Here is a 14,299-nt window from a genome sequence, read left to right as displayed (position 1 = left end):
ACAGCCAGCCGGTTCCGCTGGTGATTGACCCGCACAGAGGAAGCCGATGACACAGCCGTCACCGACGCCAAAAAACTGGGGCCCGAGCGTGTTGGCGGATGGCAGGGTGCGGTTCCGTCTCTGGGCACCCGCCGAGAAGAGGATTGTCCTCCTTGCGGGTGCACGGGAGATTTCAATGCAGGCGGAAGGCGACGGCTGGCATATGGTTGAAACCAACCTTGTCCACCCGGGCGACACCTACAGTTTCCGGCTTTCTGACGGAACTGACATTCCCGATCCCGCCTCCCACGCCCAGGAGGACGACGTCGAGGGATCATCCATCCTTGTCCATCATCACGACTATGCCTGGCGCAATACCGGGTGGACGGGGCGCCCGTGGGAAGAGGCGGTCGCCTATGAATTGCATGTCGGTACATTCACGCCGGAAGGCACCTTCCGGGCCGCCATCGGCCGCCTGCCGCATCTCCGCCATATCGGCATTACGGCTATCGAAATCATGCCCGTCGCCCACTTTGCCGGAAAACGCGGCTGGGGCTATGACGGCGTTCTGCACTATGCGCCGCATACGGCCTACGGCACGCCGGAGGACTTGAAGGCGCTGATCGACGGGGCCCACGGCCATGGCATCATGGTCCTGCTCGACGTCGTCTACAATCATTTCGGCCCGGTCGGAAACATCCTGCCACGCATCGCGCCCGCCTTCTTTCACCCCGAACGCCACACACCCTGGGGTGCCGCGCTCGCCTTCGAAAGGGAGCCGGTGCGGCGATACTTCATCGAAAATGCATTGCACTGGCTCGTCGACTACCGGTTCGATGGCCTGCGCTTCGACGCAACCGAACAGATCGTCGACGACAGTGAGAGACATATGCTGATCGAACTGGCCGAGACCGTCCGGCAGGCCCTGCCGCATCGTCCAGTCCATCTCGTCGTCGAGGACCAGACGAGCCGCAAAAGCCTGCTGAACCGGGATGATGGAATCGTGCATCACTACACGGCGGGCTGGAACGACGAGTTCCACCATGCCCTGCACATCATCGCGACCGGAGAGGGCCAGGGCCACTACGCACCCTTTGCGGAAAACACCGACAATGTCCTGCGGACGGCGACTGCCATGGGGTTCGTGCAGGCGGATCGTACGCAGGATCGGGTCGGGCCGGCACCACAGGACCGCCTTCCGCCACAGGTCAACGTCAACTTCCTGCACAACCACGACCAGATCGGCAACCGTGCGTTCGGCGAACGGCTGTCGGTGCTCACCGATCCGATGCTTCTGAATGTCATGACGGCCCTTCTGCTGCTTGCCCCGCCGATACCGATGCTCTTCATGGGCGAAGAATTCGGCGAGCAGCAGCCGTTCTTCTTTTTCACCGATTTCGAAGGAGAGCTTGCCCACGCGGTAAAACAGGGGCGCAAGGCAGAAGCGGAGAAATTTGGCGGCATGCCCGAGGGCAAGACCGTGCGCGATCTGCCGGATCCCGGCGCCGAAGACACCTTTCAGCGCTCGAAACTCGACTGGGCGCGCCTGACGTCCCCCGACGGCAGGCGACAGACGGATTTCGTCAGGGAGTTGATCCGGCTTCGCCGGCAGCATGTCGTGCCGCTGCTCGCCGGCCCGGGAACGGCTGAGCCGCATATCCTGCCGGCGGACGACGGCATTTTAGCCGTGAACTGGCGCTTCCATGAGGCAACGCTCGGCATTCGCGCAAACTTTGCGAAGAAAGAGACGCCGTGGCCGGCGATGGAAGGCGAGACGATTTTTGCGGTTTCCAACGGTACCGCAGCCGGCCCGTCGATCATCGTCGCCATCGACCGTTCCCGACCTTAGCGCAATGGAACCAATGGCACGTTCGTCTGTTCTTGAAACAATTGTCAGAAAGAGGCCCCCATGCTCATCGGCGACATCATGACCCGCAATGTCCATCTCGTGCGGCCGGAGGAAACCCTGCACTATGCCGCGGGGCTGATGGCGCAGTGGGACATCGCCTTCCTGCCGGTCGCCGACGCCAGCGGCCTTGTGGGCACCCTGACGGATCGCGACATCATCCTTCGCGCCGTCGCACCGGGTCTCGATGCGGCAACCACCAAGGTCAGCGACATCATGACGAGCAACATCACCTATTGTTACGACGACGAGGAACTGGACGGCGTGTTGCGCAACATGCAGACCCTGCAGTTGCGCCGCCTTGCCGTGCTCGACCGCCAGGAACGGCTGACGGGCGTCGTTTCGCGAACCGACTTCGCGCGGCATGGGGCGTAAATCAGCCCGATGGAACAAATGGGGAGGATATGCGTTTAGGGCGCGGCTGAAACCCGCACTCCCAGGGCCTTATGACATATCCCGCCTCGACCTATCGCCTCCAGTTCCGAAACGGCATGGACTTCGGGAGGGCGCGTCAACTTGTGCCCTATCTCTGTGAACTGGGCATCAGCCACCTCTATGCCTCGCCCATCATGACCGCGGCCACCGGGTCTACCCATGGCTATGATATGACCCGGGCGGACGAAATTGACCCTGTCCTTGGGGGCCTTGATGGCCTGCGTGCGCTTGCCGGCGCTCTTCATGAACGCGGCATCGGCCTCATCCTCGACATCGTTCCCAATCACATGGCCGCGAGCCTGGAAAATCCCTGGTGGCGCAGCGTGGTGACATGGGGTGCGGAAAGCCCCTTTTCGCACCATTTCGATATCGACTGGTCGCAGAAACTGACGCTTCCCTTCCTGGGCAAGGGTTTCGAGGAGGAGTTGTCAGAAGGCGCCATCCGCCTCGCTCTCGATCCAGAACGCGACGTGCTCGCACTCCGCTATTACGACAGCGTCTATCCTCTCCACCCGGAAACCTACCGGGATGTACTGGACGGTTATGACACCCTCGCCATCACGGCAGATCCGAAGAGCGACCCGGGCGGCAAGGCGATTCTTTCGTCCGCGCTGACGCCCGCGGACGCGCGCCCCGCGTTGGAAAGACACCTCGCCGCCGTTTCCGCCGATCCCACCCGCATGGCTGCCATCCACGCAGCACAGCCATGGCGTCTGACGGACTGGAGAACGGCAAGCCGTCATCTCAGCTACCGCCGTTTCTTCGAAATCGCCGGCCTCGTGGGGCTGCGCGTCGAGGAACAACACGTCTTCGACGACAGCCACCGCTTGATCCTCGACCTCGTGCAGGACGGCACGGTGGATGGCCTGCGCATCGACCATATCGATGGCCTTGCCGATCCGCAGGGCTACCTTGAGCGCCTGCGCACCGCCGTTGGCCCGGATGTCTACATCGTCGTCGAAAAGATCCTGGAGAAAAGCGAACCCTTTGCAACGGAATGGCCTGTCCAAGGCACGACGGGCTACGAATTCATCACCGCCCTTGCGGACGCGCTCGTCGATGAGCGTGAAGCCGGTCGGCTGGCGCAGGCCTTCCAGCCGTTGAAGGGCGAGGAGCACCGGGGAACCTATGGGCAGGAGATGCGGGCCAGCAAGCGGCAGATGCTCTCGGACAATTTCACGGGCGAGGTCCGCCGTGTCACCCTTCTGGCGAAGGGCATGGCCGACCACGCCAATGCCGACCTCTCCCGCAGCACGCTTGCCGAAGCGATCTGCGCCCTGATCATCGCGCTACCCGTCTACCGCACCTACCTGACCGCGACGACCGGCATCACCGAGCGCGACCGCCAGCTTCTGGCATCAGCACGGCTCGAGGCGCAGGAGGGCGTGCGCCCGGAGGTCCGCGAGGCGATCGATTTCATCTGGGAGCTGCTCGCCGACGACAAGACCTGCAACACGATGCCCGACTGCGTGGAATTTCGCACCCGCTTCCAGCAGCTCACCGGCCCGATCATGGCCAAGGCGCTGGAGGACACGCTCTTCTACCGCGAAAACGCCTTCATCGCGCTGAACGAGGTCGGCGGCGATCCGGGCAAACCGACCGGCGGCCCCGCAGCCTTCCACGCTGCCATGCAGGCGCGCGCGGAAGCGCTGCCACACAGCCTGTCGGCGACCTCGACCCACGATACTAAAAGGGGAGAGGATGCCCGCACACGCCTGTATACGCTGAGCGAGGCGTCGGACCGGTGGATCGCCGCGACACAACGCTGGTCCTCGCTCAATGCCCGGTTTCGTCGGTCGCATGGCGAACGGCAGGTTCCGGAACCTGATGTGGAATGGCTGATCTATCAGGCGCTCGCCGGCATCTGGCCGACGAGCGGACTTGACGATCCTGCGGCAATCCGTGCGCTTGGCGAACGGATGAAGGCGTATATCGAAAAGGCGTTGCGTGAAGCGAAGATCGGCTCGAACTGGGCCGCGCCGGATATCGACTATGAAAAAAAGGTGGCCGGTTTCGTCGACGACCTGCTCCGACACGGTGCGTTTTTCGACGATTTCAGCGAAACCCTGTCACCCTTCATCGATGCCGGCCTGATGAATTCACTGGCTCAAACGCTGATCAAGCTCACGGCGCCGGGCATTCCCGATATTTATCAGGGCAGCGAGCGCAGCGACTTTTCGCTTGTTGATCCTGACAATCGGCCCTTGCTCGATGTCGTTTCTCTGCGTGTGCCGGAGAAACCCCAGCCTTATCGAACGCATTTCATGGACTACAAACAATGGCTGGCCGCCACCGTGCTCGCCGCGCGAAACGAGCGCTCTGATTTGTTCGCTGGACCTTACATGCCGCTCGGCTTTTCCGATGGCGACCGACAGGCACTGGCCTTCCTGCGCGGCACGCCGGAGGCTTTTGCCATAACGATCGTCCCGCGGCTGACGTTCGGAAGGACGCTGCCGAATGCGTTTTGCCTGATGGATGACGCGGCATTCGGTATCTCGCTCTTGCTTCCCCCGGCTTTCGAGGGGCGCACCGTACGGTCTGTCCTGGACGGCCGCACGCTGACGCTTGGCCGTGAACTCCCGCTTGCCGAAGCCCTCGCATCCGAACCGGTCGCTCTGCTTCTCAGCGACTAGAACATGTTCAGCCGAAGCGGGATCGCTTTAGCGGATCTCCCGCGCCATGGCCTGGAGCCGCGTGAAAGCATCGTAGCGCCTTGCGTGAAGGGCGACCGCATCGCCGCTGGCGGGATAGTAGGTGCGATCCGTCGCCGAAAGTGCTGCCATCGCCGCGCGGACATCCGGAAAGGCCCCGCCAGCCACACTGCCGAGAATGGCAGCACCAAGCAGAACCGGCTCCTCCGCCTTTGTCGCAAGCAGCGGTTTTCCCGTCGCGTCGGCGAGAAGCTGGCGGACGAGATCGAGCTGGCCGGCACCGCCGCTGATGACGATCTTGTCGATCGGCGCGCCGGCCGCTGCCTGCGTTTCGATGATCTGGCGAAGACCGTAGCCGATGCCGCAGAGCCCGGCGATGTAGAGCGAGACCAGATTGTCGAGGCTGCGCTCCATGCCGAGACCGACAATGGCTGCACGGGCATGCGGATCGGCAAAGGGCGCACGGTTCCCGAGGAATTCGGGTACGACGTGCAGGCCGTCTGCCAAGGCAACAACGGCGGAGAGCGTTTCAGCCCTTTCAGATGCCAGGTCGGCAAGCAGGACAGGGAGCGAGGCGCCCCGCGTCTTTGCCAATGCAGACGCTTCGCCAGCTGCGGGATGAAAGGAGAGGAGCTGTTCTATCGCCGCACCAGCCGCCGACTGTCCGCCCTCGTTCAACCACATGCCCGGCACCATCGCCGAGAAATACGGTCCCCACACACCTGGCACGAAGACCGGCTCATGGGTCGAAGTCATGGTGCAGGAGGACGTGCCGAAGACGTAACCGAGATTGTTTTCCGGCGGGCCATCGACGCCGACGGTCCCGATGCCGCCCGCATGGGCATCGATCATGCCGGCTGCGACGGGCGTGCCGGCTGCAAGGCCGAGGTCTGCCGCCGCCTGTTCGGTCAGACCGTTTCCAAGCGACGTGCCGGGCTCGACGACGCGCTGGCCGATGCGCGAAAAATCTTCTTCGGCCAGAATGCCGAGGCCGACGCCGTGGAAATAGGTGGGGTCCCAGCGCTTCTCATGCGCCAGATAGGTCCATTTGCAGGTCACCGTGCAGGTCGAGCGGGCAAGATCACCCGTTGCACGCCAGGTGAGGAAATCGGCGAGGTCGAAGAACTGCCAGGCTGCGTCGAAAACCTGCGGGCGGTTTTCCTTCAGCCACAGCAGCTTCGGTGTTTCCATTTCCGGCGAGATACGACCACCGACATAGCGCAAGACCTCGTGGCCCTGCGCATTGATGCGCTCGACCTGATCGACCGCGCGGTGGTCCATCCAGACGATGATGTCACGCTCCGAGTTCTCCGACGGGCCGACCGGCAGCGGCGCACCACCCTTGCCGAGCACGACCAGCGAGCAGGTCGCATCGAAGCCGATGCCGGCGATTTGCTCGGGTGCAACACCCGCCTTGCCGACGGCCTCGCGCACAGCGGCGCAGACCGCGGCCCAGATTTCGGTGCTCGACTGTTCGACCATCGCGCCCGCCTCGCGGAACAGCGAAATGTCGCGTTTTCCCGAGGCCAGCATGCGGCCGGTGAGGTCGAACAGGCCGGCTCTGGCGCTTCCCGTGCCGACATCGACGCCGACAAAGTAGCGTTCGCCGCCCGCGGGGCGTGCGGAGGAAATGTTGCTCATGGGTCTACCGCCTGCAATCAGGAATGTTTGATGCGGGCGACGTCGTGCCGCCCGCCGTTTCGTCTTAGAGATCGACGCTGTTGGGCAGGATCACCAGGTCGCGGATCGTCACGTTGCGCGGCCGCGTCAGCATGAAGAGCACGGCATCGGCCACTTCCTTCGGCTGCATCAGGCTGCCATTGGCCAGCGCCTCATCCATCTTCTCCTTCGGCCAGTCATCGAGCAGCGCCGTCACCACCGGCCCCGGCAGGACCGCGCCGACGCGCACGCCGTGCTGCGCCACCTGACGCCGCGTCGAATGCACGAAGGCCTGCACCGCGAATTTCGAGGCGGTGTAGATCGGCTCCCAGACGACAGGCACGACACCGGCAATCGAGCTGGTGAACAGGATATCGCCCGTCTTCTTCTCGATCATGTAGGGCAGCACTGCATGGACCGAGCGAAAGGCCGCATTGATGTTGAGGTTGAGCATGCGGTCCCAGGCATCCGGATCGCCCTCCGCCACCGGCCCGCCGATATAGGCGCCGGCATTGGCGTGGAAGACGTCCAGCCCGCCGGCAATCTTGAGGATGCGCGGCAGCATGCCGGACACTTCGGACGGCTTCAGCAGATCGACGACGAGCGGCAGGGCGTTGGGGCCGAGCTCCTTGCAGAGCTGTTCCAGCTTGTCCTGCGCACGATCGACGAGCACCACCTTCGCCCCTTCGGCAAGCAGCGTGCGGGCACATTCGAGGCCGATGCCGGATGCGGCACCGGTGATGGCGGCAATCTTGCCCTTCATGAGATCAGCCATGGTAAAAACTCCATTCCAGTGATGTTACGCGCGGCCGTGGCTGACACGGGAGCGACGCGCAAGCGAGTCGACGATAACAGCGATGGCAAGAACACCGCCGGTGATCATGTAGCGCAGCGAGGAACTCAGGTTGAGCAGCGTCAGGCCATTCGAGATCGCCTGGATGACGATGATGCCGAGCAGGGCCGAATAGGCGCTGCCGCGTCCGCCGAACAGGCTGGTGCCGCCGATGACCGCAGCCGCGATGGCATTGAGGTTGACGTCGCCCGTGCCGGCCTGTTGGCTGGACGAAGCAAGGCGCGAGGCCGAGAGGATGCCGCCAAGTGCCGCGAGCGTCGAGCAGAGCATGAAGGCACTCATGTAGATGCGGCGCACATTGATGCCCGAGCGCCGTGCAGCTTCCTTGTTGCCGCCAACGGCGAACATCGAGCGTCCCCACTTGGTGCGCGTCAGCCCGTAGTTGAGCAGGACGGCAAGGGCCACGAACAGCGCAAACATCCACGGAATACCGCGGCCGAGGTTGAGGTAGAAGACGGCGGCTTCCAGCGCGACGGTCAGCACGACGGCCTTGAGGATCAGCGCCTGCATCGGCTGGGCCGACAGGTTCGCGGCAAGGCGCTGAGTTCGGGCGCGCAGCCCCCGGCCGACCATGACAAGACCGGGCACGAGCGCCAGCATGTAGGAGAGCCAGTCCGGCATGATCAGAATCTGGCCGAAGCGCACGAGCGGCGAGGCATAGGGCAGATTGATCGAACCCGTCGGGCCGAGGATGTAGAGCTGCAGGCCGAGCAGCGCCAAGAGGCCGGCAAGCGTCGCGACGAAGCTCGGCATGCCCAGCCGGTTGTAGAGCGTTGCATAGAGGAGGCCGACGCCCGCACCGACAACGAGGGCGGCAAGAATGGCGCCGACGATCGGCCAGCCCTGGTTCACCCAGAGCACGCCGACCATGGCCGAGGCGAGACCGCTCATCGAGCCGACTGAAAGGTCGATTTCGCCGAGCACCAACACACAGACGATGCCGAGCGAGATGACGCCGACCGTGGCGCAATCGAACAGCAGGTTCACCAGGTTGTTGGGCGCGAGGAAGATCGGGTTGAGCGCCGAGAAGACGACGGAGATGACAACGAGGCCAACGGCGACCGGCAGCATGCCGAGATCGCCGGAGCGCACGCGGTCAAAAAAGCCTTTCACCATGGCGGCGAGGCTATCGTCGTGGCGCACACGCTCATCGCTGCGGTCCAGCGTCGGCTGGGTATTGCTGGAAGGGTTCTGGCTCATGCGGCTCCCCCATTGTTTTCGTGAGCGTGATTTTCTTGGACGTGACCGGACTTGCGGTCGGCGCGGCGCGAAACGGAGTTGTCCGTTGCACCCGTGATGGCGGAGACAAGCTCCTGGTTCGACGAATCCGGCGTGAAGACACCGTTGTTGCGCCCGAGCCGGAGCACGACGATGCGATCGGCAACGGCGCGAACGTCTTCCATATTGTGGCTGATGATGATGACGCCGAGGCCGCGGTCGCGCACCCGTTCGATGAGGTTCAGCACTTCGGCGGTCTGTGCGACGCCAAGGGCTGCCGTCGGTTCGTCCAGCATGATGAGCCGCGGATTGAGCAGCAGCGAGCGCGCGATGGCGACGGTCTGCCGCTGGCCGCCGGAGAGCGAGGCGATCGGCTCCCGGACGGAGGGAATGCGCGCGGCAAGCTCGCGCAGCAGCGTCCAGGCGCGCACTTCCATGGCAACTTCGTCGAGCGCCCAGGGCGACATTTCATGCCCGAGGAAGAGATTGGCCACGACATCGAGGTTTTCGCAGAGCGCAAGATCCTGGAAGACGGTGGCAATGCCGAGCTCCAGCGCCTTGGCGGGGCTGTCGAGCGTCACCGGCTGGCCGCAGAATTCGATCGTGCCGGAGGATGCCTGGTGCACGCCGGCCAGCACCTTGACCAGCGTCGACTTGCCGGCGCCATTGTCGCCGACGAGGGCGACGACTTCGCCGGCCTTCACGTCGAGATCGATATCCGTCAATGCGGACACGGCGCCGAAATTCTTGGATATGCCGCTCAGGCGCAGCACCGATTCCCCCTTGGCAGGGATATTTTGAAGCATGGCTGTCATGGCCCTGGAACCTCTAGGCTGACCTCGACTATCGGGGTGTCCGGCCGCGTCAACGGCCGGACACCTGATGGGCTGGATTAGTTGATGATGCCGAGTTTGCGGCAACCTTCAACATATTCGCCGGTGCAGACTTCTTCCGGCTTGTTGATGCCCTTGTCGAAGATTTCAGCCTTGATGTTCTCCGCCGTCACCACTGCCGGTACGAACAGCTGCGACGGCGTTTCGTAGAGCTTGTGGGTCGCTTCCGGGGTTTCGCCCTTGAGCAGCTTCACCGCCACGCCGGCCGCAGCCGCCGCAACGATTTCGGAGGGCTTGGAGATCGTGTTGTACTGATCGCCCGAGATGATCAGCTGAAGGGCTGCGATCGTCGCGTCATTGCCGGTGACCGGTGGTATGACCTTGACGCCGGCTGCCTTCAGCGCCGCGATGGCACCGCCGCCCGTGCCGTCGTTTGCCGCGACGATGCCGGTGATCTGGTCGCCGAAGCGGGTGATCTGGCCGGCCGCCCATTCCTGCGCCTTCGGCGGCGCCCAGTCCGGCGTGTCGAATTCGGCGAGCGTCTTGTAGGGCGAAGCGTCGAGTGCGGAATCGATGCCGTCGCGGATGAGGCCGGCAGCGGCATCGGTCGGCGAACCGTTGATCTGGAGAACGCCGGAGCCGTCCGGAACGCCCTTGGCCTTCAGGTGGTCAACCAGCGACTGCGCGATGGCCTTGCCGATGCCCTGGTTGTCGAAGGAGACGTAGTAGTCGGCCGGCTTGTCGGGGATCGGGCGGTCATAGGCGATGACCTTGACGTCCTGCGACTGGGCGATTTCGACAAGCCCTGCGGCAGCGGCGGAATCGACCGGGTCGAGCACGATGACCTTGGCGCCCTGCGCGATCACCGAGTTGAACTGCTGCTGCTGGAGTGCCACGTCGGCATTGGCGTTCTGGTAGATCACCGTGCAGCTCGGGCAAAGCTTCTCCATCTCAGCCTTGAAGCCGGGATAGTCGTGCTGCTCGTAGCGGGTCGAAGCCTGGTCGGGCATCAGGAAGGCGACGGTTGCGTTTTCCTGAGCGAAAGCGGCGCTGCCGAGCGACAGGGCGAGGCCAGTCGATGCGAGCAGAAGGGTAAGCGTTTTCATTGGGTTCCTCCACGGTTGATTTTCAATTCGGTTCGCCGGCGACCTCAAGCCGCCAAGGGCGACAGAACCGACGCAGTCCGAGCGCCAAAGCGCGCAGTTCATCGTTCGCTGCGGGGATGCCGCAACGTCCGGTTCGTCGATGCTCCATCTGACTCCTCCCTTGGGTCAGCCTTGCTGTTCAGGCAACTTCATCGATGGAGCATGCTTGCTCAATCGATGAAGCAAGAATTGCCACCAATCCCCATTGGTGTCAAGGTGGCTCTCGAAATGGAGATGAAATGTGAATCGGACGACGCAGACGAAACGGACGACGATCTATGATCTGGCGGAACTGGCGGGCACCTCGGCCAGTGCCGTGAGTGCTGTCCTGAACGGCAACTGGAAGAAGCGCCGCATCAGCGCCAAGCTCGCCGAGAAGATCACAAAACTCGCCGAAGAGCAGGGCTACGCCCTCAACATGCAGGCGAGCGTGTTGCGCCGCGACCGCTCGAAAATCATCGGTATGATCGTGCCGAAATACGATAACCGTTATTTTGGCTCGATCGTCGAGCAGTTCGAGGCGCTGGCCCGCGCGCGCGGCCTTTTCCCGATCATCACCTGCACGATGCGCGATCCCGCGCTGGAGCTCGAAGCGGCGCGCGCCATGCTGTCCTACCAGGTCGACTGCCTGGTCGCGACCGGCGCCACGGACCCCGACCGCGTCATGGACCTCTGCGCCGCCGCCGGCGTGCGCACCATCAACCTCGACCTGCCCGGCTCCCGCGCGCCTTCCGTTATCTCCGACAATTACGGCGGTGCGCTGGAGCTGACACGGCGCGTTCTCGCCAATTGCGAGAAGGAATATGGCGAGAAGACACCCCTGCTCTTCGTCGGCGGTCGTGGCTCGGATCACAACACGATGGAACGTGTGCGCGGCTTTCGCGACGCCCATGCCGAAGCCGGCGTCACGGTCGACGAAACGCTGGTGCAAACCTGCGGCTACGCTCCCGAAAAGGCGGAAAACGCCATGCAGCAGCTGGCCGAACGGACGAGCAATCTGCCCCGCGGCATGTTCGTCAACTCGACCATTTCGCTGGAAGGCGTGATGCGCTGGATCCGCCGCTCGGGCCACTATGCCGACCGCGTGCCTCAGCTCGGCTGCTTCGACTGGGATCCGTTCGTCGCCATGCTGGGCGACCATATCGAGATGGTGCGGCAGGATGTGCCGAAAATGCTGGAGGCCGTGTTCGGTATCATCGATTCCGGTGCCACGGACATCACGGTCGTGCAAATCCCGCCGATTGTCGAGAAGATCGGCTAAAGCAATTCCAGTGAATGTGCCCTAGACCCGCGGCCTGGCGGTGGATGTTCGCACGACGAGCGGGCCATCGATCTTGAAGGTCATTGCCCGGGTCTGCTTGCCGTGCACGGCCATGTCGATCAGGATTTCCGCCGCCTTCTGGCCCATCTCATAGTTCGGCAGAACCAGTGTCGAGAGCGGCGGATGGGTGTAGCGCGCCAGTTCCTGGTCGTCGTAGCCCATGACGGAAAGGTCATCCGGCACACGCAGCCCCTTTTCCTGCGCGGCCTCCATCACGCCGATCGCCATGAGATCGTTGCCGCAGAGGATGGCGGTCGGCGGATTGGGCATGGACAACAGCTCCAGCCCCGCCTCATAGCCGCGCAACGGCAGCCAGTCGCCATCGCGCACGAGGCTGTCATCGAAGGCGATGTCGGCCGTGGCGAGCGCCTGCTTGTAGCCCTTGAGGCGGTCGATCGCCGCATCCATCCACGGCTCGCCATTGATGAAGCCGATGCGCTTGTGACCAAGCGACGTCAGGTGTGCCGTTGCCGCAAAACCACCCGCCACCTCCCCCGGCACGATCGCCACCTGCTGGCGCGGTTCCGCGTAGCAGTTGAGCAGCACGGTGGGTAGGGCGTTCAGTTCGGGCGGCATGTGCACCTTGCGGGTGAAGATGGTCGCGTAGATGACGCCGACGATCGACGGATCGCGTAGCACCGAGCGCAGCACCGCCTGTTCGAGATCCGGATTGGAACGGGTCGCATGCGCCGAAACCAGAAAGCCCTGCTCGAAGGCATAGTCGCGGATGCCATCCAGACTGACGACGGGATGGGGGCTGGTCGAGATTTCATCAACGATGAAGGCGATCGTGTCCTTCTCGACCACCGGGGTCGCGGCGACCGCGCCGCGGGTCGCCGGCAGTTTATAACCGATTTTATGAGCAGCCTCGCGCACTTTCTGCTGCGTTTCCGGCGAGATGCGCGAGCCGGACATTTCATTGAGCACGAGTGAGACGCTGGACTGGGAAACCCCGGCTATACGGGCGATGTCCGTCATCGTCGGGCGCCCGCTGCCCTCTTTATCCGAATTGCGCCCGTGTCCCCTGGCCATGCACTGTCCCTCGCCCCTCGGCGTGCTTTGCACTGCACGCGGATTTTTTGCAAGTGCTCATAATTTTGGCTCTTGACTGCTAATATTATTAGCGCAAGATTTGCGCATGTGAAGCACAAAATGCTCACGTCCGGTAGAGGAGCACCGGCCAATACATTGGGAGGAGAACCCGCTCATGACCATGATTTCCCGTCGCACCTTCATGCTTGCGGCAACGGCCGTCGGCGCGCTTGCCGTGGCCGGCGTCGCAATCGCCGAAGTGCCGAAGCTGGCGCAGAAGGACACCTACAAGGTCGGCTTCGCGCAGACCGAATCCAACAATCCCTGGCGCATCGCACAGACGAACAGCATGAAGGCCGAGGCCGAAAAGCTCGGCTTCCAGCTCGTCTATACCGATGCCGCCGGCTCGGCCGCCAAGCAGGTCGCCGACGTCAACGCCATGATCGCGCAGGGCGTCGACGTCATCTTTCTAGCACCGCGCGAGGAAAAGCCGCTGATCCCCGCCGTCATGGCCGCCAAGAAGGCAGGCATTCCGGTGATCCTGCTCGACCGCTCGGTCGATCCGTCACTCGCCAAGGCCGGCGAGGATTATCTCACCTTCATCGGCTCGAACTTCGTCGAGGAGGGAAAACGCGTGGCCGAATGGCTGGCGAAGAACGCCAACGGCAAGTCGAAGATCATCGAATTGGAAGGCACGACCGGCTCGTCACCCGCCAACGACCGCAAGAAGGGTTTTGACGAGGCGATCCAGGCGGCCGGCGGCTTCGAGATCGTCGCCTCGCAGACCGGCGACTTCGCCCGCGACAAGGGCCGCCAGGTGGCCGAAGCCCTGCTTCAGGCCCATCCGGATGCCGATATCATCTACGCCCACAACGACGAAATGGCGATGGGCGCCATCGCAGCGCTCGAAGCCGCCGGCAAGGTGCCGGGCAAGGATGTGCTCGTGCTCTCCATCGACGGCGGCAAGGAAGCCGTGCAGGCGGTGGTCGACGGCAAGATCGCAGCCGTCGTCGAATGCAACCCGCGCTTCGGGCCGAAGGCGTTCGAAACCATGCTGCGTTACGCCAAGGGCGAGGCAATCGATCCGGCTCTCGTCAACGAGGACAAGTTCTACGACGCGTCCAACGCCGCGGCCGAACTCGCCAACGCGTATTGATCTCATCTCCCAAGCACTTTGCGGCCGGGGCGGCATCACCGTCTCGGCCGTTTTTTGAACGAGCCTGACCTTTGGTTCGTTCGGGTGTAGGCTGGAAAAGCCCGTCCCGGA

Annotated in this window: 11 protein-coding genes; 5 read left to right on the top strand and 6 right to left on the bottom strand. The window is 63.4% G+C overall.

The features are described from left to right. Positions 1-46 precede the first annotated feature (46 nt). The 3 genes from treZ (at position 47) to treY (ending at position 4,953) form a co-directional block, all read left to right on the top strand. Complete coding sequence (treZ, locus tag AC1RT2_RS09305) at positions 47-1,828, top strand: malto-oligosyltrehalose trehalohydrolase (protein WP_493101359.1); 1,782 nt, start codon at positions 47-49, stop codon at positions 1,826-1,828. Positions 1,829-1,888: 60 nt separating this feature from the next. After that, positions 1,889-2,260, top strand: a complete 372-nt coding sequence (locus AC1RT2_RS09300; RefSeq protein WP_493101357.1) for a CBS domain-containing protein — start codon at positions 1,889-1,891, stop codon at positions 2,258-2,260. 71 nt (positions 2,261-2,331) lie between these two features. Further along, positions 2,332-4,953, top strand: coding sequence for a malto-oligosyltrehalose synthase (gene treY, locus AC1RT2_RS09295; RefSeq protein ID WP_493101356.1), 2,622 nt, complete (start codon positions 2,332-2,334; stop codon positions 4,951-4,953). A 27-nt stretch (positions 4,954-4,980) separates the two neighbouring features. Here the strand turns inward: treY and AC1RT2_RS09290 are convergent, their stop codons facing one another. The 5 genes from AC1RT2_RS09290 to AC1RT2_RS09270 all read right to left on the bottom strand — a co-directional run bounded on the left by AC1RT2_RS09290 (position 4,981) and on the right by AC1RT2_RS09270 (position 10,640). After that, entirely contained in the window at positions 4,981-6,612 is a 1,632-nt protein-coding gene (locus AC1RT2_RS09290; protein ID WP_493101354.1) for an FGGY-family carbohydrate kinase, read from the bottom strand. 64 nt (positions 6,613-6,676) lie between these two features. Continuing rightward, the gene (locus AC1RT2_RS09285; protein WP_493101352.1) at positions 6,677-7,405 is read right to left on the bottom strand and encodes an SDR family oxidoreductase; all 729 of its coding nucleotides are present in this window, start codon (positions 7,403-7,405) and stop codon (positions 6,677-6,679) included. Between the two features lie 24 nt (positions 7,406-7,429). Next, positions 7,430-8,683: a sugar ABC transporter permease gene (locus AC1RT2_RS09280; RefSeq protein WP_069060949.1), complete on the bottom strand. Its 1,254-nt coding sequence runs from the start codon at positions 8,681-8,683 to the stop codon at positions 7,430-7,432. Further along, positions 8,680-9,516, bottom strand: a complete 837-nt coding sequence (locus AC1RT2_RS09275) for an ATP-binding cassette domain-containing protein (protein WP_493101350.1) — start codon at positions 9,514-9,516, stop codon at positions 8,680-8,682. The genes AC1RT2_RS09280 and AC1RT2_RS09275 overlap by 4 nt, the downstream gene beginning before the upstream one ends. Before the next feature lie 77 nt (positions 9,517-9,593). Beyond that, entirely contained in the window at positions 9,594-10,640 is a 1,047-nt protein-coding gene (locus AC1RT2_RS09270) for an ABC transporter substrate-binding protein (protein WP_493101348.1), read from the bottom strand. A gap of 280 nt (positions 10,641-10,920) precedes the next feature. Between AC1RT2_RS09270 and AC1RT2_RS09265 the strand changes: the two genes are divergently transcribed. After that, entirely contained in the window at positions 10,921-11,940 is a 1,020-nt protein-coding gene (locus AC1RT2_RS09265) for a LacI family DNA-binding transcriptional regulator (protein ID WP_069060946.1), read from the top strand. Between the two features lie 21 nt (positions 11,941-11,961). Here AC1RT2_RS09265 and AC1RT2_RS09260 read toward each other — a convergent pair whose 3' ends face one another. Continuing rightward, complete coding sequence (locus AC1RT2_RS09260) at positions 11,962-13,032, bottom strand: LacI family DNA-binding transcriptional regulator (protein WP_493101346.1); 1,071 nt, start codon at positions 13,030-13,032, stop codon at positions 11,962-11,964. A 175-nt stretch (positions 13,033-13,207) separates the two neighbouring features. On the opposite strand from AC1RT2_RS09260, the gene AC1RT2_RS09255 reads away from it, so the two are divergent. Next, positions 13,208-14,188: an ABC transporter substrate-binding protein gene (locus AC1RT2_RS09255; protein WP_069060944.1), complete on the top strand. Its 981-nt coding sequence runs from the start codon at positions 13,208-13,210 to the stop codon at positions 14,186-14,188. Positions 14,189-14,299: the final 111 nt, after the last annotated feature.

Source organism: Shinella sp. GW821-FHT11G07 (assembly GCF_058808115.1).
This window is presented reverse-complemented; position numbering and strand designations above follow the sequence as displayed.

Bases quoted from the DNA above. Each gene is read 5' to 3' on its own strand.
- treZ (WP_493101359.1), top strand. From the start codon at position 47: ATGACACAGCCGTCACCGACGCCAAAAAACTGGGGCCCGAGCGTGTTG.
- AC1RT2_RS09300 (WP_493101357.1), top strand. From the start codon at position 1,889: ATGCTCATCGGCGACATCATGACCCGCAATGTCCATCTCGTGCGGCCG.
- treY (WP_493101356.1), top strand. From the start codon at position 2,332: ATGACATATCCCGCCTCGACCTATCGCCTCCAGTTCCGAAACGGCATG.
- AC1RT2_RS09290 (WP_493101354.1), bottom strand. From the start codon at position 6,612: ATGAGCAACATTTCCTCCGCACGCCCCGCGGGCGGCGAACGCTACTTT.
- AC1RT2_RS09285 (WP_493101352.1), bottom strand. From the start codon at position 7,405: ATGGCTGATCTCATGAAGGGCAAGATTGCCGCCATCACCGGTGCCGCA.
- AC1RT2_RS09280 (WP_069060949.1), bottom strand. From the start codon at position 8,683: ATGAGCCAGAACCCTTCCAGCAATACCCAGCCGACGCTGGACCGCAGC.
- AC1RT2_RS09275 (WP_493101350.1), bottom strand. From the start codon at position 9,516: ATGACAGCCATGCTTCAAAATATCCCTGCCAAGGGGGAATCGGTGCTG.
- AC1RT2_RS09270 (WP_493101348.1), bottom strand. From the start codon at position 10,640: ATGAAAACGCTTACCCTTCTGCTCGCATCGACTGGCCTCGCCCTGTCG.
- AC1RT2_RS09260 (WP_493101346.1), bottom strand. From the start codon at position 13,032: ATGGCCAGGGGACACGGGCGCAATTCGGATAAAGAGGGCAGCGGGCGC.
- AC1RT2_RS09255 (WP_069060944.1), top strand. From the start codon at position 13,208: ATGACCATGATTTCCCGTCGCACCTTCATGCTTGCGGCAACGGCCGTC.